The sequence below is a fragment of the Ahniella affigens genome (genome assembly GCF_003015185.1).
Taxonomy (GTDB): domain Bacteria; phylum Pseudomonadota; class Gammaproteobacteria; order Xanthomonadales; family Ahniellaceae; genus Ahniella; species Ahniella affigens.
In genome coordinates this window covers 5,737,695-5,756,632 of record NZ_CP027860.1, presented here as the reverse complement: position 1 = coordinate 5,756,632, position 18,938 = coordinate 5,737,695, and the positions used below count along the sequence as shown (strand labels likewise).

Here is an 18,938-nt window from a genome sequence, read left to right as displayed (position 1 = left end):
CCATGAGCCAGGATCTGATTACACAATGGTGGCTGGCAACGCTGGGCGATCGCCTGATCTGGGCACGGCTGCGCGAGCTTGAAGAGGGCCAGTTCGAACTGCTCAGTTCGAACGGCTACACGACGTTTCCGGACGAGGACAGCGCCCGCGCCGCATTGCTGGACGCCGAGTATCGCGAGCTTGACGGCTTTGACGAGGACGATGCGCTCGCCCTGGGCAGCACGCTCGATGATTTGATTCCACCCGAAGGGGATGAGGACGAGATCGCCGAGAGCTTGATTCAACTGATCGAGAAACCGCGATGAAACCAGAGCTACTTGGACGTCAGGCCCTGGTTTGCGGCGCGTCGCAAGGCATTGGCCGCGCTGCTGCTGTGGCGTTGGCTGAGCGCGGCGCCTCAGTCTGGGTATTGGCGCGCAATGTCGAGGCGTTGGACGCACTGGTCAGATCGCTGCCCAAAGTGCATCCCGAGCAGAACCACGCGTACATTTCGGCGGACGTCGCCGACCACGACACCCTGCGTCGCAAGGTGCAGGCAGCCGTGAATCAGCAGCCCATCGAAGTGCTGGTCAACAACACGGCCGGCCCGAATCCGGGCACGGTGCAAGGCGCCAGCGCCGAGCAGTTTCTGGACACGTTTCAGCGCCACTTGCTGGCCAATCATCTGCTCGCACAGACGCTGCTCCCGGGCATGAAGACACAGCAGTATGGCCGCATCATCAACGTGATCTCGACGTCGGTCAAAGAGCCGATCAAGAACCTCGGCGTGTCGAACACGATTCGGGGCGCGGTGGCGTCGTGGGCCAAGACGCTGGCGTCGGAAGTCGGCGCCGATGGCATCACTGTCAACAACGTGCTGCCCGGATTCACGCGCACACAGCGGCTGGAGCAGATCATTCGCGAGCGTATCGAGGCCACGGGTCAGGCGCGCGAGCAAATCGAGCGCGGCATGCTGGCCACCGTGCCCGCGCAGCGCTTTGCAGAGCCTGCTGAAGTGGCGGCCGCCATCGCGTTTCTGGCCTCGCCAGCCGCGGGTTACATCAATGGCATCAATTTGCCCGTCGATGGTGGGCGCACGCAGTCGCTATGATCGATCGCGCGGCGGTTTTGCGCGTGGAAGCTGGCAGACCTGGCACGATTCGGGGTTCCGGACACCGGCAGGTTTGCAGTACCGCGCGCAAACCTCGCCCCCATCCACGCAGTGTCGCACTGCCTCAGGGAGATCAACATGGCTGAGTCGAACCCCTATCTGGCCCCGAAAACCACGGTGAGCGACTGGAACGATCCACGTTCCGATCTGGTGGCGATTCGGGAAGAACACGTACGCCACGAAGTCCTGCTGAAATCGATTGGTAGCCTTTATGGGCTTGGCGCGGTGGCCTGCATCTTTGCGCTCGTTGCCACCTTGATGACGCTCAGCTCCGTTCCTGAGGCCTCAGATGGCACGATCTTTCTGGTCCTTTCGGCGCTGATCTACGGCGGCATTGGCCTTGGTAGCGCCTTCATTGCCTACGGTTTTAGAAAGCTCAAACCCTGGGTCAAGATTCCGGGCACGATACTCGCCGGCATTGGCCTGCTCGGAATTCCGGTGGGCACGATCGTCAATGTGTACATCCTGTATCTGATCTGGTGTCAGAAGGGACGACGCGTTCTGGCCGACGACTACCAAGGCATCATCGCGCAAACCCCACAGGTGAAATACAAACGCAGTGTCGGCGATTGGATCGCGCTGATCATCGTGGTCGGACTGTTGCTGGTGCTGATTGGCTTGATCGTGATCGGAATGCTTTCCGGTCGATAGGCAGTAATGCTTGGTTCGCCGATTCGGCCCGTATCTGAATGAGGGCGTTGGCATGAGAGACAACAACCCATCTCAAACCCCAGCAGCCGAACTCAGTCATGAAGCGATGAGTGCGCAGCAGGCGTTGCAAATCCGCCTCGAACACCAGCGCGCAGAAGCGCACTTGACTTCAGCCGGCAGCCTGTTCGGACTCGTCGCCCTGGTCGCGGCGCTGACGTGCTTGTCTGCCTATTCGTCGATCGAGCAGCTCTCTGGCTCGCATTCCGAAGGTGACTTCATTCGGCTGCGGGTGCTCGCGTGGTGTCTGCCGGCCAGCCTTGCCTGCGGTGTGCTCAGCTTCGGCCTACAGACCTTCAAACCCTGGATCCCTTGGCCAGCCACAATCGGGGCCATCCTGGTCTTGCCGCTGCTCGGGCCTGGAACGTTACTCGGTCTGTACACGCTCTATGCCGTATGGTCGTCCACAGGACGTCGTGTATTGGCCTGGGACTATCGAGCAATCAGGTGCCTCGCCCCGAGCCTGCCGCACCCGCCCCTGCCATGGTGGCAACTGCTTGTCGGCACCGCCATCTTGATCGCAATTGCGTGGTACTTCAATTAGAGCACGCCCTTTGGCCTAGCGCTGCGACCCGAAATTGCTTGCCACGAAACGAGTCCAGGCTGCCCTGGACTCGCACGGGCTGGAGCTCAGCGAAATCAGCGCCGACTGGCCAAGAAGTGATAGCCCAGCATGCCCGCACCCGCAGCAGCGAGCAGCAAACCCCAGGTACCCGGCGAATCCGAGCGCAAGCGGAATGCTTCGATCAGACCGAAGGCGGCGCCCAGCGACACCAGCACCGTACCCCATTTGAAGGCGCTCATTTGGCGAGCTTTTTCGTCCGCCATCAGCATGGCCTTGATGAGTTCCTCATTGGCATGCGTTTCCGCCAGACGCCGGCGCAGCCGGGATTCGGCGATGATCTTGATCGCCACGACAATACACACAAACAACGAAATCGGGATGAGATTGCCAAAGTCCATCTTGAGGGCTCCATGTTGGGTTGAAGAGGGGCCAGGCGATCCTGCCTGGCGGGCCGGAAGTCCGACTTGGCCTATCTGAGGCAACGGTTTCGAAAAAGGTTGCAGGCCTCTTTCGGCTTTTCGAAGGCTGATGCCAGCAAGCCAACGCTAGCAATCGCGTCCTGCGGAAGAGGCTAAATCCGACTGCAACCTGATCTCGCTTTCTGGTCTCATATCGTGACATGGAGACCGACCAGGAACTTGTCAGCGCCGTGCTCGCCCAGAAGAACGGGGCGTTCGCGCGCCTGCTCGCGCGCTATCAGCGCCTGGTCTGGCATGTCATTGTGCGTATGGTGCACCACGCGGACGATGCCGACGAACTGAGCCAGGAGGCATTTTTGCAGGTGTATCGCAATCTGCCGAATTTTCGCTTTGAGAGCGCGTTGTCGACCTGGGTCGGCCAGGTAGCGTTCTCGGTGGCCCGACGCTTTCTGCAAAAGAAGCGTCTGCCGATCGACGATGCCGGCAGCCATGACGAGGATGAAGCCCTGTCCCATCTTGCCGATGACGTTGATCTGGAACAGGCCTTTTCAGATGCCGAGCTGTTTCAGCATGTTGCCGCGGCCATGGATCAGCTACCGCCGATTCAGCGCACGCTGCTCACTTTGTTCCACCTGGATGAATTACCCTTGGAAGAGATCGTGCAGATCACCGAACTCCCGATCGGCACGGTCAAGAGTTACCTGTTCCGGGCCCGTGCGCGCCTGCGCCAGTCGCTTCTGGAACACGCCGGAGCCATCGCATGAACGATTCGAACCAGCCATCGTCGCGTCAACGTGAAGCAGCAGCCCAGAGCATGGCGCTGCAGGCAACACGCGCCCGCGACCCGAGCGCCCGCGACTACCAGCGTATTTATGCGGCGGTCGCGGTCGCGCCCATGCCGACGCTACCAGCCGATCTCGCGACCAGAATCCTGACCCAGGTTGAAAACCTGGCCGAGTCGGCTCGCACCGAGCGGATGCTGACCCTCTCCTTGGTGCTGGTCATGGCGATCGGCTGTTTGATTTTCGCGGGGCCGAGCTTGGTAGAAGAGCTGGCTGTCGTGCAGCTGCCAAAGCTGGGCAGTTGGCCGATGTTGGCCGCGGCGGGCGTGCTTAGCGCGCTGGCCATTGATTGTGGGCCGCAATGGTGGAAGGGTCGGGAAAGGTAAGCAGGTCGGTTCGGCGCGATTCTCCGCCTGCGGGGACCCAGGCATCGTTCCGCAAAGGCCGACCAACCACAAACTCAAGCCGGATCAAGTCCGGGGTGAGCGAGCCGACGCCCTCTCTCATCAAACACACGATAACCCGTTGATTGATGTACTCAGTACATCTACGACTGATGCCCATCCTGATCGCAAGCAACCCCCTCCCCGACCCGCCCCCGCGATCGCGGGGGAGGGAGCGCTCCCTCTCCCACGCGAGTGGGAGAGGGCTGGGGAGAGGGCTACTTGCCACACTGTGCCGTCGTGAAAATTGCGCACCGTCGCTGACAGTTTGATGCGCGAATCAGCGCACCAAAGGGTCGGCTGGACTCCCACGCGAGTGGGATAGGACTGGGGAGAGGGCAACTTGCCGCAGTGCACCGTCGTGACAATCGTGCATCGTTAATGACAGTTTAATGCGTGAATAAGCGCACCTTCGGCGCGACAGGCACTCTCCACGATTCGTCAGCCCAGCCTTGATCCGGGCTGAGGTTCAGTCTCGCGAACGGTCAACCCGACGGCGCGGTCAGAACAAGACCCGCGTTCTCCGCATGAATCAGAACCCCGAGCCCACCGGCCCGACTTGCTCATCCAGAAACGCCGCGCGCTCAGCCTCGGTCATATCGAGCAATTTCTGGCGCAGCGCTTGATGCTCTGACTGCGGCGTCCGCTGCACCAGACGTCTGACTTGCTCGCGCTGTGCTGGCGTGAACGCCGACATCATCGCCCGCATGCGCCCGACATCGGCCTCACTCAAGCCCCGCATCGCCCCTTGCATCGCCCGCGCGCGCTCGGTGGCACGCATGCCTTCGAGAAACGCCCGACGCTCGCGTGGCGACATCCGCTCAAACTTCGCGCGCAACTTGGTGCGCTCGTCGTCCGGCAGATTCTGAAAGCGCTCAAAAGTCTGCCGAATGCGTTGCTGCGCTTCCGGGCTCATGCGCTTGAACTGGCCATACTGGTTCCGGATGCGCTGTCGCTCGGTATCCGGCAACTCGCGCCAGGCACCAAATTTCTGATTGGCCGCCTGCTTTTCCTCCACACTCATTTTGCTCCAGCGCGATGCACCCAAGCGGAGTTTTTCCTGAGTCTCAGCGGGAAGGCTGTTCCAACTGTCCGCAAACGGCAGCAACACCTGCTGCTGATCCCGACTCAGCTCGTCCCAGGTTACGCCCGCAGCCCAAACTGAGCCCGACACCAGCAGGGTCAGGAGCAGCGCAAGTTGGATCAGACGGGCGTTCATGGCAATAACCGGGGAGCGTCGTTGGGTACGTTGGAATCAGTAGCTTCGTGTGTTTGGTTCGCGGTACTTCGAGAGGACTCAGGTTCAGGCTGGTGTGCCGACGTGCCGTCATTCTGGCCGGAATCAGACTTGCGCTCCAGCGCTTTGGCGACCGCAATCGGGTCGTCCAGATCGCCCTGCTCACCGCCAAATTCCGCCAGATAAAGGAGCAACTCAACGCTTGGCTGCTCTACTGCCGGCGTCTCGGCGGCACTCAGGTGCCCGGATCCCAATCCGACCATGGATCCGAGGAGGACTGCTGCGAGTCGAGCCAGGCGTAGAACTCCAGATCGTCGTACATCTTCAGATCGTCCGGATTCGCCAGCATCGCAAAATCCTGAGCGGGATCGCTTTGTTCCGGCGACGGGGTTTCGACGCCGGGGCGAAGCCACAATCCAATCGCCAACGTGAGCCCCATTGCCGCGACGAGTCCGGGCATCCAGAACAACCAGGGGCGCCGCTTTCGCCCAACTTCGACCAGCGCGGCCTGGCGAGCCCGATTCAGGCGGCTTAGCGTTGCCGCGTCGAGATCGCGGGCTGAGGCGTCCAATTCTTGTCTGACCGAGTTGAGCCACGCCTGATCCTTGTCCATGTCAGCCATGATAAGCCTCCAGACGCGTGCGCAGTGCAGCCATCGCGCGCGACAAATGCGTTTTCACACTACCCTCGCCACAGCCCATGGCGCGCGCCGTGTCGGCTACGTCCAGGCCTTCCCAGACGCGCAGCAGGAACGCCTGGCGTTGCCGGCCGGGAAGCGCCTTCAAGGCACTGTCCAGCGCCTGACCGGTTTCGCCGTCGGCAATCCGCTGCCACGGTGCGACGTCGGCCGGATCGGGCAATTCCGCCAGCGCGTCGCCATCATCATCCTGATCGCGCCCGACTGGCAGCCAGGCCAACCAGCGACTGCGCACCTGATGCCGACGATGGTAGTCGGTCAGACGCGAATCGAGCACCCGGTAGAACAGCGGCACCCAGTCATTGCTCGGCTTATCCTGGTAGTTGCGCACAAAGACGAGCATGGCGTCCTGGACGATGTCCAGCGCGTCGTCCCGGCTCTGCGTCGCGAGTTCGGCCATGCGCAACGCGCGCCGCTCGACTTGCTTCAAGAAAGCATCGAGTTGCTGGCGCTTTGCGGCGACTTGGTCCGCAGCCCGGGTCCATTCCATCGAGTCGATTTCGCGCAGTTGCAGGGTGGCAGGGGCATTCATGCTAGTCGGTTTTTGGCTGGGCGGCTGCCCGTAACAACGCGCCTGGGCCAGTTTGGTTGACCGGTCGGCCAGTTCCACGCCAAAACGCGTCTTAGCGCTACACTGATCACCTGACGGAGCGAGCCATGTCATTGAAACCCCTACTGATTCTCAGCTTGTGCATTGCGATTGCCGCGCATTCGGCCGACACCCGGGCGTGGGGCCCGCGTGGCCATGAACTCGTGGCCGAGATTGCGTCCCGGGAATTGCGCCCCGACGTCAAAAAAGAAGTCGAACGTCTGCTCGGTGACCGCGCCGATCTCGCTATGCGAGAAGCGGCAACCTGGGCCGATGAGGCGCGCAACGAGCCCGCCTTCAGGAATACCGGCAGTTGGCACTATGTGAATTTTCCGCGCGGCCAATGCCAGATCGATCGGACCGCGCAGTGCCGCGATGGCAACTGTGTGTACGGTGCGCTGGAAGCCCAAGTCAAGCGCCTGCAAAATCGCAAGTTGAAACTTGCGGACCGTGCCGAAGCGCTGCGGTTTGTCATTCATTTCGTCGGCGATGTGCATCAGCCCCTGCACGCGGGCTGGAAGGACGACCGCGGCGGCAATGACAAGCAGATTCGTGCCGGCCGTCGCGACGGTGGCAACCTGCACGGCTTCTGGGACGGTGACCTGATCCGACGCGAGAACACCCGCGTGCGCGAACACGCCGATCAGATTCTCACGCCGATGCCGAAGCTTGATCGCACCTGGAATGCCGCGGCCGCAACTGATTGGGCGCTGGAGTCCTGCCAGATCGTGAAGCGCCCCGATTTCTACTTCAAGGGCGTGGATTTGCCTGCTGATTACGTCAGCACCTTCCGACCGATTGCCGAGCAGCGCCTCGTTGCAGCCGGCTACCGCCTCGGCAATCTGCTGAATCACGTGTTGTCGTTCTGAGTATGTTGCGAACCCCAGCCGCCGTCCCGCATCGCGAGGATCGCTCGTACTGGCGCCAGCCTTGTGCGCTGCTTTTGCTGGCCATGTGCGCATCGATTCCGCTTTATCCACTGACCGAGCATTACGGAAGCGGACGCGTACTGCTGATGCTGATCGATCAAGCCTTGGTACAACTCGCGATCCGTGCTGTCAGCCACAGCCGGGCGTCGGCAAGGCTTGGCTGGGTGTTCGGCCTGCTCAGCCTCGGCGCGCAGGTTTACTGGCTGTTTCTCCCGGGCTTGCTCAGTGCGGTTCTGTCTCATGCGGGCTTGTTGCTGTTCTATGGCTATGCGGTTTACGTGTTTATTGCCTACATCAACTACGACGACGTGGCCTCGGTCGACGAGATGTTTGCGTGCGCCTGCCTGTATCTGCTGTTTGCATTCCTGTGGTCGCATGTCTACTCGGTGATCCTGATTCTTGATCCGGGCGCGCTGTACATCAATGACGCCAACAATCCCGACCGGATATTCAGCTACTTCGAGACGCTCTATTTCAGCTTCACCACGATCACCAGTGTTGGCTTTGGCGAAATCACGCCGGTCTCCTCGTTTGCCCGAGCGATTGTCATCCTGCAGCAACTCTGCGGCGTATTGTTCCTGGCAATAGTCGTGGCGCGTTTGCTGAGTCTGATGCAACGCAACCGCCACCCATGAGCCGCAGTGAGTGCGCGGTACGTCACCCAACGCTGCAGCCAATTCGACGGCGCCGTCATGCCGACGCGCTTGCAGCCCAGAATACGTCCAAATTTTCTTCAAGCCATCTGCGGAACACGACACGGGTTCAGGCAGAATAGGCGCAAACCAGGGGCATCTGATCGCGCCGATCGGCTGGATTCGACGGGACGTGCCCGGATATGAATGGTTGAAACAGCTGATACCTGACCAGAACACCGCGAGTCAGCAGGTTGCCGGCACCAGGTCCGCCACCAAGCCAATGGGCGAACCCAGCAACCGGACCTGCCGCATCTTTGCGCTGACTGTGGTAATGACTTGATGGCAATCAATGAGGTGGAACACTCGTGACCGACACGTCCATTACCCAACTACTGTCGCGCTGGCGAACGGGGGACCGTGACGCCGAAACAGCATTGATCGAAGCGGTCTACCCGATTCTGCGCCAGATCGCCCATGCGCAGATCCGCCGAAATTCCGGCTTCGCGACGCTGCAGGCCACCGAGCTCGCAAACGAGGCGTTCGAAAAGATCCGTGGCCTGCAAGCGCTTGAGCTCCGCGATCGGGATCACTTCTTCGCGATGGCAGCTACCGTCATCCGGCGTGTTCTGATTGACTACATTCGCGAACGCGGCGCCGAGAAGCGCGGTGGCGGCCTGAAGTTTGTCGACATGTCCGAACTCCTGGACGAACATGCGACGACGCTCGATGACACAGTCGACTGGCTCGCTGTCGACCAAGGACTCGTTGACTTGGAACGCCGCGACCCAGAAGTCGCCCGGGTGGTGGAACTGAAACTGTTTTCCGGGTTGTCGGCAGACCAGATCGCTACGGTCTGCAACAGTTCGGTGGCTACGGTCGGCCGCCAATGGCGCTTTGCTCGTACGTGGCTTGCCCGACGGCTCGGCGGCTCCCGAGCGTGAACGCGTGCAGCCAGGCTGCCGGTTGGAATCAGCCATGAATCCCCATAGCAGCGCGAGGCCATGGTCATGACCGACTCATTCGGCCAGTTGCAGGCGCTGTTTGCCGCTTATGTGGATTGGGATCGTGCCGATCAACAAGCCGCGTTGCAGGCGCTCGCCAAGACGGATCCTGCCCTAGCAAACGAGTTGGCCGAACTCCTCGATCTGGACTTGGAACTCCGTGGGCAGACCGTGGCGCCGGGACAAGGGCTGGCCTCCCTCGCTGCCCTGATTGACGCCGAACACTCGCTCACGGGCCGCATCATTCAGTCGTTTCGACTGTGCGAGCGTCTTGGCCAGGGCGGCATGGGCACGGTGTATCGGGCTGAACGCATTGACGGAGTAGTCAAGCAGGAGGTGGCCGTCAAACTGATGCATCGCGAGCATATGGATGCTGATGGTCTGCGCCGCTTTCGCATGGAATGCGAGACCTTGTCGTCGCTCCGGCATCCCAATATTGCGCATTTGATTGACGCCTGCATCCTTGAAGACGGCATACCTTGCCTGATCATGGAGTATGTCCCGGGTGTGCCGCTGACCGAGTTCTGTGCGCGCCATCAGCTCGGCTTGCCTGAACGTCTGCGCCTGTTTGCGCAGGTATGCGCTGCGGTCGAGGAGGCGCACCGGAATCTGATCGTGCACCGCGATCTGAAACCCAGCAACATTCTGGTCGATGACCAAGGGATGGTGAAGCTGCTCGACTTCGGCATTGCCAAGTCGCTGTCTGAGCATGACCGCTTTGAACAGACTGCCACTGCCTTGCGATTCTTCTCGCCGCAATATGCAGCGCCAGAGCAACTGACGGGCGACAAGATCACCGTCGCCTGCGACATTCATGCACTGGGTCTGATTGCCTTTGAACTGTTGAGCGGCGAAGCCGCCTTCCAGCTTCAGGGCCTGACGGCTGCCGGGATCGAGCGTCAGATTGTGTCGGTGCCAGTGCGCGCACCAAGCAGTGCGTCGTCGTCTCGGCAAGCACCACCCGTAAGTCCGAAGCTACTTCGCGACGATCTGGACAATATCGTCCTGAAATGCCTGCGCAAGGACCCGGTTGAGCGCTATCGGTCAGTCCAGCTGCTGATCGACGAGTTGGATCACTTTGAACATGGCCGGCCCATCCAGGCTGGTGGGGGGCAATGGTGGTACCGCACGCGCAAGTTCGTATTGCGGAACCGGTTGCCTGTGGCCATGACGGCACTGGTCTGCGCGGTAATCGCCTTCGCGTTCATTGTTCTGGTTCGGCAAAACCAGGCGCTGGAACTGCAGCGTGACCGCTCAGATCAGGCGCTGCTTTTGATGAAAGACGCCTTTGCTGGCGCCGATCCCATTCGCGCCGCTGGCGCGCAAACCAATGCCGGGGCGATCCTCGATGCGGCGCGCACCAAATTGGACGACCTCTACGACACCCAGCCTGACTTGTACGCCAACATCGCGCTGACGATTGCCGAAATTGATAGTGAGCTGGGGCGGGCGAACCAAATGGTCGATGTCCTTGCCCGCGCTCGACAAGCTGCGCGCCGAAGCAACGTTGATACAGAGCTTGTGCAACAGATCTTGATCCTGCATGCGGATGCCAACCTGGATCTGGCGAATGTGTCGGATGCGAAGGACCTGTTCGACGAGGCCTTGCGGCTCGGACCGATGGCCGAACCCATGGCCACTTTGATGCGCGCACGTCTGCTCAATATGCAGGGCGACTATGATCAGGCCATCGCCTTGTTGCTGCCCAAGATCCCTACCCTGGGCCTCCGCAAACCGACCGATGCCGGCGCCAGGCGGACCTGGATGCAACTGGCCGAGAGCTACCGCCTGCAAGGCGATAATGCGCGTTGCCTGGCCGTTCTGGACGACGTCTTGTCCTGGCAGCAGCAGGGATTGCCTGCCGATCATCCGCTGATGCTCCGAACGCGTATTCGCCGAACCGTCCCCCTGCGCAAACTTGGGCGTCTGGATGAAGCGATCGCTGAGAGCGAAGCCATTCTGGAGCGCGTCGTGGTGCTGTACGGGGAGAACGGTTTGGCCACCGCTTCAACGCTCACCAACCTCGCCAATGCCCTGAGCGCAGCCGGCCGGAATGCCGAATCGTTGCGGGCGTCCGAGCGCGCGATCCGAATCTGGCAATCCGTGCAGGGCGCCGATCATCCCAATACGTTGCGCGCCATGTTCAACTTTGCGTTGGCGTTGGCTCAGGATTCCGACCGGGCCGCAGAGGCAGATGCTGTGTTCCAAGAGTTGCTGGCATTGTCGGAGAAACGCCTGGGCGAAAACAACGAGTTGCTCGCCTACTACCGCATTTTCTATGCCCAGTATCTACTCGGGCGCGAGCGAGCAGGCCCGGCATTGCTGTTGCTGATGCGGCCTGGCACACGGGCGGGCGCGGCAAAACTGGACGCCAAAGAGCAACAGCGACTGAGGAACCTATCCCATGCGGCTGCCAATGCAGTTTGTGCAGAATCACCTGGGAATCCGGACCTCGTCAACGCTTGCCGCGCGGTCGAGGAGGCTCCGGCGCCGTCACATTAGGCCCTTTGCGGTTTGATTCGAACCTGATCGGGCGCCGATGCTGATGGCCCCAAGTTCCCGAAGGCCAGAGCAAAGCTGAACGGAATGCAACGCGATTCCGCGACGCGAGATTCTTTTTTGATCGCTTTCCGCGCGGGAATCCGAGTGGATTCATACGGAACGGCAGCCACTAGTGTTCGCACGTGCAAACGGGTCTGCCTTGGGAGGGTCTGAATAAGTCCATCCTGGACTTTCAGACCCGCACTGGAGCTAGCACACATCCAGACTCAGTGTCCTAGAACCAAGCAGTGGCGACGTTCCGTCGGCCATGAGCCATCGCGTCATTGGCAATGCTCTGTTCAGTCCAGCCTCGCTACTGGCGAGCTACCGGTCACGAATTCAAACTATCTGCGCTACTGTTTCAACCCCTTTTTCAGGAGAACCACCATGTTCCGCGCTCGATTCGTCACGCTGCTCAGCTTCTGTTGTCTGCTCATTGCAACTGCCTCCAATCCAGCCTTCGCTGATCCGCCGCCGACCGGCAACTGTGATGTCAATATCGACAAGGCTTGTTTGATCAGTGAAGTCGCCACCTATGAAAAGGATTGCCCGGTCAACAGCGGCGCCAAGTCGTGCCGCACCTATAGCTATCTGGACGGTGCCTGGTTGGAGTGCGACGGCTTGGCTGGCGAGATCTTCTGCGACGCGTATCCGCAGACCGCGGACCCATACAAGGACCCGTATCATTTCAGCTACTCCTGGTCTGTGACCGGCAATTCGCAGCCGATGGTCAGTTACAGTGCGTTTTCACCCCAGGCTACTGCGACCTGCACGGGATATGTGTTCGTCACCGTGACCGTGACCAACAATGTCAGCAACTTGAGCGGCTCATACACGACGCGAGTGTTCTGCAACGGTCAATAAGTACCTGAGGCCCGGAGCAAGTTTCCGATTCATCGCACTACCACAATATCGCGGCGCGCTCGGGAGTGATCCAGAGCGCGCCCGGTTGTTTCGATGGGTCCGAGCTCTCGCGCTGAAGCGAGTCCCGTCGACAGGTCGGCGCAACGCTGAGAGCAATACCGGTGCTCATGCGAGCAACAAGATTGGTCGGCGTCACATCACATCGATCGACCTTTGCCAACGCCATCACTCCTGACCTGCCGGTTGCAACGCACGCGCAATGCCGTAGCTGCCGAGCCAATACGAACTGGCATTGTCATAGCGCGCCGACTGCAAATGCACACCGAGCACCGGCAGGCCTTTCAGGATTCGCCCCTGGCGGTCCGGGCGCAGTTCCAACGGCCCCGCAGACTCCTCGTCCAAAGGTCTGCGCAGACCGATGCTGATTCGGCCACGGACTGGAATTGAGGTTCGATCCTGAACGCGGAATTCCGGAATGAGTCCACTGGGTGTAGCGCCGGTCGCATTCATTGAGATTGACGTGACCGAACCACTCAGGGTTGGCAGCGGCGGTGACGGTGGCGGCAAAAATCCGACGTCGTCGCAGGACCAGATCGAGTTCACCGACAGCAGGCAGGAAGCGCGCGACCAGATCCGATCATCGTCGGCAACGGTGCCGTTTACGGTGAATCGCGCGGCATTCTGCTGAAACAGACTCTGAAATGGCGGAATGGCACCAGCCGGTGTCAACACTTGATCGGTATAGGCCCATTTCGTCGGAAAGCTCAGCACCAGCTCGGACTGCGCACCGAGCTCCGATTCGATAGTGTATTGAGTGGTTAGCGATTCGCTCATCAGCACTGCACTGATCGCATCGATCGCGCGGCTTTTCGGAAATTGATAGCGCATGCGACCTTGGGCGGTTTGCACCCACGCATCGAGCCAATCCGGGTCTGGCCCGGTCGCATCGGCCAAGGTAATGCCGTGAGCTGGGTCGGCATGGCCAGGCCGATCGCGAAACCCTGCGAGCGACGTGACAGGAATGGCCCATGAGGTGCCCGCAGCCACGTCGATCAGGGTCGAAAATCCCGACAAGCCACCGCGCGGCGGTAAGAATCCGGCCAACGCATTAACCGCCCAGGGCGCGCCAGGCGCAAAGCGTGCCACCAATGCACCGCAAGTGCCGGCAGACTGCTGATTCACCAGCGTTGCCAGCTCGCCAGCGGGGTCCAGAGCGCCGAGATCGATGGCCTCGATAAAGCCGACTCGAGCGCGCGCCAAATCTTCCGGGCCGGTGTCACGATTGGCGCCACTGTATTCGAACGGTCGCAAACCAATGCGCCCGCGATACGTTTCGGAACGGTAGAGTGCCGGAGCCGTGCAGGATTCGTCCGTTGTAATCAGTAATGGTGCTTCCGTAGTCGGGTCTGAGGCAATGGCTGCTGTCCACAGATCATGGCTGCCGAGATAGAGGTTGAACGTCAGCACCGGCCGACCATTGCGCTGCTCTCGCAAACGAATCAACACCGCTTTCGGCACGCTGTCGCGATTTTCGATCGCGAACAGCGTGCTGCGCTCCGATGACGCGTGATACAGCGGAAACAGCAGCACCTGGGCGCCTTGCACCGATACCTCGACCGCTGCCAATGGGCCGGCCAATAGAGCGAGCAGAACCGCGAGCAGAACACACCGCATCAACGCAATCATGGCGAGCCACCCGCATTGACAAAGACCGGCCCGTAGGCAGGCAACAGGCGCGTGTCTGCAAACAAGGCGTGGCGTCCCGAATTGGCGAAGGCAGTCTCGTACGACATCGCAGCAAAGGCGATCACCGGCAGGCCAGCAAGCCGACGACCATTCAGGTCGGGACGTAGCGCGAAGTAACGTACACCGCCGGCGGCCCTGTCGAGCCAGCCGAACGCCATTAGCAGGCTACCTTCATCCGGTGCTGGGTTAGTGCCTTCCGTGCCGAGAAAGGCCGTTCTATGACCGTAAGTCACTGCACCAACGACCGTATCCAAACTTCGGTTGAACGTCATGACCGGGATCGCAATGTCCCACCAGTCCACCGAACCAAACGGGCATTCGTCGTTAAACTCGCAGCTCGGCACGCCCTGATCAAAACCAGGTCCGCCCTGCTTGCCAAGCCAGCGGAGGCTCGCGAATTGAGCGCGGCGTGTTTCTGCAGTGAATGGTGCCGTGTACCCATAAAACCGACGTGTCGGCTGCGCGAGTATCCAGTCATTCCAGGCACCAATTGCGCGCGCCTTGGAATACGCGGCGTGCAGTCCTGGCATCGTGAGCACAGCCGACACCGCATCAATCGCTTGCGCGCTGGGGTACCGGAGCTGTACCTCTTGGCCTAGTTCGTCTTTCACAAAGGCATGCGCCTCACCCGAAGTGATGTCGCTCACTGCATCGTCCAGATCCGGGCTTGAAGCCGTCGGCGGTGTGTGCAGCAAGGGTGCTGTCGGTGTCCGGAATTCAGTCAACCCAACTACTGGAATTTCCAACGAGAACCCGGCTGAAACATAGACCACACTCGCTTCAGCCGACAGACCACCTTGGGCGGGTCCCAAATCGCGAGTTGGGTCTACCGACCAATATCCGGCGTCGCCATTCCCAACACTGAATGCCTGGTTCAATCGCGCACAGTCGTTCGGCATTGGCTGTGCCTGATCTGGCCCCGAAAACGCAAGTGCGTTGGCACTGCCATAGCCGCCGGGCAGCACCTCACCCATCTCAAACACTTCAATGGAGCCCTCGTGGGTCCGAGTCAGGTCGGTGCCAGCGGCATCTGCACGGTCGCCAGTAAAGTCCTGATCCGAAGCAGGCCAATAGGCGAGCCCGCCTACACGCGGGGCATTGGCATCGCCAATGAGATCAGGGACCGTACAGCTTTGATCACTGGTACCCATGACCATTCGGCCACCGTGCTCAAACAACGTGGCCGACCATCGATCATGGGGTGCGAGGTACAGATTGAACTGCATCAGCAGCTTGCCAAAATGCGACTCACGGACACGAACCTTGACGGCCTTCGCCTGCCCGCGCTGATTCGCAATGGCCAGCAGTGTGGTCCGGCCGGTTCGCACAGAGTAGTAAGGCACGATCAGGACTTCGCCATGCCCGTCAGAGTTTCGCCGCACGGCCTCCACTGGCGCACTGAATACACACAACAACAGACTCATTAACCAAAGAATTCGCATGATCACTCCAGGAATACTGGATTGACGCGTTGCCGTTTGATATCCCCCAAAGCGCCTCAAGGTTTGTTGTCATCAGCACACCAGCTGGCACCAATAGTTCCGTACGGAATCTACGGATGCTGATGTTGCTTCGATCAGACCGAATTCAATCCAACCGCTTTCTGAAGCGCAAGGTGGCTGCCCCCAACGTGATCGCAGAAAACAGCAGCAGAATGCCGATCTCGCGCGCGAGCTCGTGCAAGTCTGCGCCACGCAATACGATGCCGCGCACCAGGCGAATGAAATGCGTCAGCGGCAGGCACTCGCCGATCCATTGCGCCGCCTTTGGCATGCCGGCAAACGGAAACATGAAGCCAGACATCAGGATTTGCGGCAGAAACGTGAAGAACGCCATTTGCATGGCCTGGAATTGTGTGCGCGCGAACGTCGACAGGAATACACCGAGCCCCAGCGCGGCCAGAATGTAAGTGAGCGCTGACACATACACCTGCCACAACTCGCCACGCACTGGCACACTGAAGATCAACACGCCGAGCGTCAGTACGACGGTGACTTGAATCAACCCAATCAGCACGAACGGCAGCACTTTGCCGAGAATCAACTCGCCTGGTGTCAACGGCGTTGCGATCAGCATTTCGAGATTCCCGCGCTCACGCTCACGCACGATGGCGACGGCCGTGAATAAGGTCATCGTCATCGTCAGAATCACACCGATCAAGCCCGGCACGGTGTTGACTGAAGACTTCCGTTCTGGGTTGTAACGATTCAAGAGCGCCAGGCGATTCGTCGGACTCGCACCGGGCAACGGCAGCTCCGTCAGTTGTCGGGCCGCCGCTTGGATCGAGGGATCTGACGCATCGACGATCAACTGTGCCGGTGGCTCGCCCGGGCGCTGCAGGCGGCGTTCAAAATCACGGGGAATCAACAGGATGACGCTCGCATCGCCTGATTGCATGAGCCGATCGGCGACGCTGACCTCGCGTCCGACATGAACCAGCGTGACCACTTGCGAATGCTCGAGGCGTGCGACCAGTTCGCGACTCGCCGTGCTGTCGGCCTGATCAATGACGGCCGCATGCAGGCCACGCACATCGGTGTTGATGGCAAAGCCAAACAGCAATAACTGCAAGGTCGGAATACCGAAAATCATCGCCGCGGTCAGCCGATCGCGAAGGAGCTGTTTCAGCTCTTTGATCACCACCGCACGCAGTCGCCGCAGATTCATGAACGGCCTCCGGAATGCGTTGCGGCGACAAAGACATCTTCCAGATTGCCGGCGATGACCTCCATCTGCACCGAAAAACCTTGCTGATTCAGACGCTTTACTAACGCATCGCGGTCCAGATCGCGCCGCAGCAGCACGCGAAGGCTGGCACCCAATTGCGCAATGCCACTGACGCCATCGACGCCGCTCAAGGCTTGCTGGATCGCCCGCGGCCGCTCGGCGTGCAAGCGCACCACGACAAACGGCAACGCCTCGATCAGATGTTGCGGCGTGCCCTCGGCCACCAGTCGACCGTGATCGAGAATCGCCAAGCGGTGGCAACGCTCGGCTTCGTCCATGTAGTGCGTCGACACCAAGAGACTCGTGCCAGCGTCCGCCAAATCGAACAAGGCGTCCCAGAAGTCGCGGCGTGATTGCGGATCGACTTGGCTCGTTGGCTCATCGAGCAGCAGGAGCTCGGGTTCGTGCAGCACCGCGCCCGCCAGCGCCAATCGCTGTTTTTCACCCCCGGAGAGCGTGCCAGCCAATTGCTTCTGGCGGCTATCGAGGTGATAGCGGCCAAGCAGTTCGTTGACGCGCTGCCGGCCTTTGGCGCCATAGAGCCCGTGTATGTGGGCCAGGAATTCGAGGTTCTCGCGGACGCTCAAGTCTTCATAGAGCGAGAACTTCTGCGTCATGTAACCCATCCGCCGACGCACCGCTTCGGCCGCGGCTGGCAACTTCTGACCGAGCACTTCGATATCACCGGAGCTCGGCATCAAAAGTCCGGCGAGCATCCGGATTGTCGTTGATTTGCCGGAGCCATTGGGGCCCAGAAATCCGTGCACACTCCCTCGTTCCACATTCAGATTGAGCCCATCCACCGCCAGCAAGTCGCCAAAACGCCGACTCAACTGGCGCGCCGTAATGGCATCGCTCATGGCTCGCTTCCGGCCGCGGGCAGCACGACGGCCACCGGCGCGCCCAACGGAACGGCCCCGAGCTTGGCCGTGGGCAGCGCAATTTCGGCCAGGTAACTGAGCCGCTCGGCATCGTCTCCGTGCAGCGCGTAATAGGGCGTAAAGCTCGCCTCCGAGGCCAACCGACGGACGCGCCCGGCCAGCGGCTGATCCAGGCCTTGGACCGACACATCAAGCACCTGACCCAACTGCAAATCAGCGCGCAACGGCGCTGGCACGAACACGCGCGCATAGACACTGTCTGCGGCCAGCATCACGGCCAGCACGTCGCCCGGCTTGGGTTGATCACCGGTTTTCAGTACCAGGGTTTCGAGCAGGCCGGCACGCGGTGCGGTGCGTTGCAGGCGACTGATCTCGAGTTCGGTGGCCTGAAGCCGCGCCCGCTGGGCGACTTCTGCGGCCCGCATTGCATCGACCTGCTCGGTCCGCGTGCCAGCCCGCAGTCGCTTTAGAACGGCAGAAGCCGCGGCCTGATCGCTCGTCAGCGTTTCCACATTGCGGCGGGCGCGATCCAGGTCCTGCTCGCTCAGGAGGCCACGACTGCGCATCTGCTCGGCGCGTTCGCGCTCGTCCCGAGCCAGCGCCAAGCGCGCCCGCACCGAGGCCAATTGCGCCTCGGCTTGCTGGAGGTCCTCCAATCTCGTACCCGCGAGCAATTCCGCCAGTTGCGCCTGGATGCGCTGGAGCTCGGCAGTTTCCGCAGCAAGCCGCCAATTCAGGCGTGCCGGGTCCTGGCTCAGAATCACGGTATCGGCCGCCAGCATCGTGCCTTCGGGTACCGGTTCGGCAAGAATGCGCTCCGCGCTCTCGGCAACGATTTCGATCCGGTCGGCCTCCAGGGTGCCAAGCAGCGTTGGATCGGGCACCGCCTGATGGCAGCCCGTCATCAGTGCGCCGCCACACAGTGCGGCGAGGCCCATACGAAACGCGGAATAACGGTAAAGCGGCATCGGCAACCTCGCCTGCCAGTCAGATGTGCCGGATGATACGGTTTCCGACTCCCCCT

At 60.8% G+C, this 18,938-nt stretch carries 20 protein-coding genes; 11 read left to right on the top strand and 9 right to left on the bottom strand.

What is annotated here, in order from left to right; all coding sequences use genetic code 11:
- Window positions 1-2 precede the first annotated feature (2 nt).
- The 4 genes from C7S18_RS22435 to C7S18_RS22420 all read left to right on the top strand — a co-directional run bounded on the left by C7S18_RS22435 (window position 3) and on the right by C7S18_RS22420 (window position 2,402).
- A complete protein-coding gene (locus C7S18_RS22435) occupies window positions 3-305 on the top strand; it encodes a hypothetical protein (RefSeq protein WP_106893676.1) in 303 nt (100 codons plus the stop codon).
- Window positions 302-1,090, top strand: a complete 789-nt coding sequence (locus C7S18_RS22430; RefSeq protein WP_106893675.1) for an SDR family oxidoreductase — start codon at window positions 302-304, stop codon at window positions 1,088-1,090. Before C7S18_RS22435 ends, C7S18_RS22430 begins: the two co-directional genes overlap by 4 nt.
- 138 nt (window positions 1,091-1,228) lie before the next feature.
- The gene (locus tag C7S18_RS22425) at window positions 1,229-1,801 is read left to right on the top strand and encodes a hypothetical protein (RefSeq protein ID WP_106893674.1); all 573 of its coding nucleotides are present in this window, start codon (window positions 1,229-1,231) and stop codon (window positions 1,799-1,801) included.
- A 52-nt stretch (window positions 1,802-1,853) separates the two neighbouring features.
- Entirely contained in the window at window positions 1,854-2,402 is a 549-nt protein-coding gene (locus C7S18_RS22420) for a hypothetical protein (protein WP_106893673.1), read from the top strand.
- 95 nt (window positions 2,403-2,497) lie between these two features.
- Here C7S18_RS22420 and C7S18_RS22415 read toward each other — a convergent pair whose 3' ends face one another.
- Window positions 2,498-2,821, bottom strand: a complete 324-nt coding sequence (locus tag C7S18_RS22415; protein ID WP_106893672.1) for a hypothetical protein — start codon at window positions 2,819-2,821, stop codon at window positions 2,498-2,500.
- Window positions 2,822-3,042: 221 nt separating this feature from the next.
- On the opposite strand from C7S18_RS22415, the gene C7S18_RS22410 reads away from it, so the two are divergent.
- Together C7S18_RS22410 and C7S18_RS22405 are read left to right on the top strand one after the other, a co-directional pair.
- Window positions 3,043-3,606, top strand: a complete 564-nt coding sequence (locus C7S18_RS22410; protein WP_106893671.1) for an RNA polymerase sigma factor — start codon at window positions 3,043-3,045, stop codon at window positions 3,604-3,606.
- On the top strand, window positions 3,603-4,010 hold the full coding sequence (locus C7S18_RS22405) for a hypothetical protein (RefSeq protein ID WP_106893670.1): 408 nt from the start codon (window positions 3,603-3,605) through the stop codon (window positions 4,008-4,010). The genes C7S18_RS22410 and C7S18_RS22405 overlap by 4 nt, the downstream gene beginning before the upstream one ends.
- Window positions 4,011-4,599: 589 nt before the next feature.
- Here the strand turns inward: C7S18_RS22405 and C7S18_RS22400 are convergent.
- The 3 genes from C7S18_RS22400 to C7S18_RS22385 all read right to left on the bottom strand — a co-directional run bounded on the left by C7S18_RS22400 (window position 4,600) and on the right by C7S18_RS22385 (window position 6,533).
- Window positions 4,600-5,286, bottom strand: coding sequence for a DUF3106 domain-containing protein (locus C7S18_RS22400; protein ID WP_106893669.1), 687 nt, complete (start codon window positions 5,284-5,286; stop codon window positions 4,600-4,602).
- Window positions 5,287-5,539: 253 nt separating this feature from the next.
- Complete coding sequence (locus tag C7S18_RS22390) at window positions 5,540-5,926, bottom strand: hypothetical protein (protein WP_146152073.1); 387 nt, start codon at window positions 5,924-5,926, stop codon at window positions 5,540-5,542.
- A complete protein-coding gene (locus C7S18_RS22385; protein WP_240623945.1) occupies window positions 5,919-6,533 on the bottom strand; it encodes an RNA polymerase sigma factor in 615 nt (204 codons plus the stop codon). The genes C7S18_RS22390 and C7S18_RS22385 overlap by 8 nt, the downstream gene beginning before the upstream one ends.
- Window positions 6,534-6,658: 125 nt before the next feature.
- Between C7S18_RS22385 and C7S18_RS22380 the strand changes: the two genes are divergently transcribed.
- From C7S18_RS22380 to C7S18_RS22360, 5 genes are all read left to right on the top strand, one after another.
- Complete coding sequence (locus tag C7S18_RS22380; protein ID WP_106893666.1) at window positions 6,659-7,459, top strand: S1/P1 nuclease; 801 nt, start codon at window positions 6,659-6,661, stop codon at window positions 7,457-7,459.
- A gap of 2 nt (window positions 7,460-7,461) precedes the next feature.
- Window positions 7,462-8,154 (top strand): potassium channel family protein, encoded by a 693-nt coding sequence (locus C7S18_RS22375; protein ID WP_106893665.1) that lies wholly within the window; start codon window positions 7,462-7,464, stop codon window positions 8,152-8,154.
- Between the two features lie 365 nt (window positions 8,155-8,519).
- Window positions 8,520-9,095, top strand: coding sequence for an ECF-type sigma factor (locus tag C7S18_RS22370; protein ID WP_106893664.1), 576 nt, complete (start codon window positions 8,520-8,522; stop codon window positions 9,093-9,095).
- 66 nt (window positions 9,096-9,161) lie between these two features.
- On the top strand, window positions 9,162-11,657 hold the full coding sequence (locus tag C7S18_RS22365) for a serine/threonine-protein kinase (RefSeq protein ID WP_170113435.1): 2,496 nt from the start codon (window positions 9,162-9,164) through the stop codon (window positions 11,655-11,657).
- A gap of 426 nt (window positions 11,658-12,083) precedes the next feature.
- A complete protein-coding gene (locus C7S18_RS22360) occupies window positions 12,084-12,560 on the top strand; it encodes a hypothetical protein (protein ID WP_106893662.1) in 477 nt (158 codons plus the stop codon).
- Between the two features lie 225 nt (window positions 12,561-12,785).
- On the opposite strand, the gene C7S18_RS22350 is transcribed toward C7S18_RS22360, so the two are convergent.
- The 5 genes from C7S18_RS22350 to C7S18_RS22330 all read right to left on the bottom strand — a co-directional run bounded on the left by C7S18_RS22350 (window position 12,786) and on the right by C7S18_RS22330 (window position 18,882).
- A complete protein-coding gene (locus C7S18_RS22350; RefSeq protein ID WP_106893660.1) occupies window positions 12,786-14,246 on the bottom strand; it encodes a hypothetical protein in 1,461 nt (486 codons plus the stop codon).
- Window positions 14,243-15,748, bottom strand: coding sequence for a hypothetical protein (locus C7S18_RS22345; RefSeq protein WP_146152072.1), 1,506 nt, complete (start codon window positions 15,746-15,748; stop codon window positions 14,243-14,245). The genes C7S18_RS22350 and C7S18_RS22345 overlap by 4 nt, the downstream gene beginning before the upstream one ends.
- 145 nt (window positions 15,749-15,893) lie before the next feature.
- The gene (locus C7S18_RS22340) at window positions 15,894-16,973 is read right to left on the bottom strand and encodes an ABC transporter permease (RefSeq protein ID WP_106893658.1); all 1,080 of its coding nucleotides are present in this window, start codon (window positions 16,971-16,973) and stop codon (window positions 15,894-15,896) included.
- The gene (locus tag C7S18_RS22335) at window positions 16,970-17,893 is read right to left on the bottom strand and encodes an ABC transporter ATP-binding protein (RefSeq protein ID WP_240623944.1); all 924 of its coding nucleotides are present in this window, start codon (window positions 17,891-17,893) and stop codon (window positions 16,970-16,972) included. The genes C7S18_RS22340 and C7S18_RS22335 overlap by 4 nt, the downstream gene beginning before the upstream one ends.
- The gene (locus C7S18_RS22330; protein ID WP_106893657.1) at window positions 17,890-18,882 is read right to left on the bottom strand and encodes an HlyD family secretion protein; all 993 of its coding nucleotides are present in this window, start codon (window positions 18,880-18,882) and stop codon (window positions 17,890-17,892) included. The genes C7S18_RS22335 and C7S18_RS22330 overlap by 4 nt, the downstream gene beginning before the upstream one ends.
- Between the last annotated feature and the right edge of the window lie 56 nt (window positions 18,883-18,938).

Excerpts from the sequence above, each read along its gene's own strand:
- C7S18_RS22420 (WP_106893673.1), top strand. The coding sequence starts at position 1,854 with ATGAGAGACAACAACCCATCTCAAACCCCAGCAGCCGAACTCAGTCAT.
- C7S18_RS22335 (WP_240623944.1), bottom strand. The coding sequence starts at position 17,893 with ATGAGCGATGCCATTACGGCGCGCCAGTTGAGTCGGCGTTTTGGCGAC.
- C7S18_RS22415 (WP_106893672.1), bottom strand. The coding sequence starts at position 2,821 with ATGGACTTTGGCAATCTCATCCCGATTTCGTTGTTTGTGTGTATTGTC.
- C7S18_RS22330 (WP_106893657.1), bottom strand. The coding sequence starts at position 18,882 with ATGCCGCTTTACCGTTATTCCGCGTTTCGTATGGGCCTCGCCGCACTG.
- C7S18_RS22400 (WP_106893669.1), bottom strand. The coding sequence starts at position 5,286 with ATGAACGCCCGTCTGATCCAACTTGCGCTGCTCCTGACCCTGCTGGTG.
- C7S18_RS22340 (WP_106893658.1), bottom strand. The coding sequence starts at position 16,973 with ATGAATCTGCGGCGACTGCGTGCGGTGGTGATCAAAGAGCTGAAACAG.
- C7S18_RS22380 (WP_106893666.1), top strand. The coding sequence starts at position 6,659 with ATGTCATTGAAACCCCTACTGATTCTCAGCTTGTGCATTGCGATTGCC.
- C7S18_RS22385 (WP_240623945.1), bottom strand. The coding sequence starts at position 6,533 with ATGAATGCCCCTGCCACCCTGCAACTGCGCGAAATCGACTCGATGGAA.
- C7S18_RS22435 (WP_106893676.1), top strand. The coding sequence starts at position 3 with ATGAGCCAGGATCTGATTACACAATGGTGGCTGGCAACGCTGGGCGAT.
- C7S18_RS22405 (WP_106893670.1), top strand. The coding sequence starts at position 3,603 with ATGAACGATTCGAACCAGCCATCGTCGCGTCAACGTGAAGCAGCAGCC.
- C7S18_RS22360 (WP_106893662.1), top strand. The coding sequence starts at position 12,084 with ATGTTCCGCGCTCGATTCGTCACGCTGCTCAGCTTCTGTTGTCTGCTC.
- C7S18_RS22390 (WP_146152073.1), bottom strand. The coding sequence starts at position 5,926 with ATGGCTGACATGGACAAGGATCAGGCGTGGCTCAACTCGGTCAGACAA.
- C7S18_RS22410 (WP_106893671.1), top strand. The coding sequence starts at position 3,043 with ATGGAGACCGACCAGGAACTTGTCAGCGCCGTGCTCGCCCAGAAGAAC.
- C7S18_RS22350 (WP_106893660.1), bottom strand. The coding sequence starts at position 14,246 with ATGATTGCGTTGATGCGGTGTGTTCTGCTCGCGGTTCTGCTCGCTCTA.
- C7S18_RS22375 (WP_106893665.1), top strand. The coding sequence starts at position 7,462 with ATGTTGCGAACCCCAGCCGCCGTCCCGCATCGCGAGGATCGCTCGTAC.
- C7S18_RS22365 (WP_170113435.1), top strand. The coding sequence starts at position 9,162 with ATGACCGACTCATTCGGCCAGTTGCAGGCGCTGTTTGCCGCTTATGTG.
- C7S18_RS22425 (WP_106893674.1), top strand. The coding sequence starts at position 1,229 with ATGGCTGAGTCGAACCCCTATCTGGCCCCGAAAACCACGGTGAGCGAC.
- C7S18_RS22345 (WP_146152072.1), bottom strand. The coding sequence starts at position 15,748 with ATGCGAATTCTTTGGTTAATGAGTCTGTTGTTGTGTGTATTCAGTGCG.
- C7S18_RS22430 (WP_106893675.1), top strand. The coding sequence starts at position 302 with ATGAAACCAGAGCTACTTGGACGTCAGGCCCTGGTTTGCGGCGCGTCG.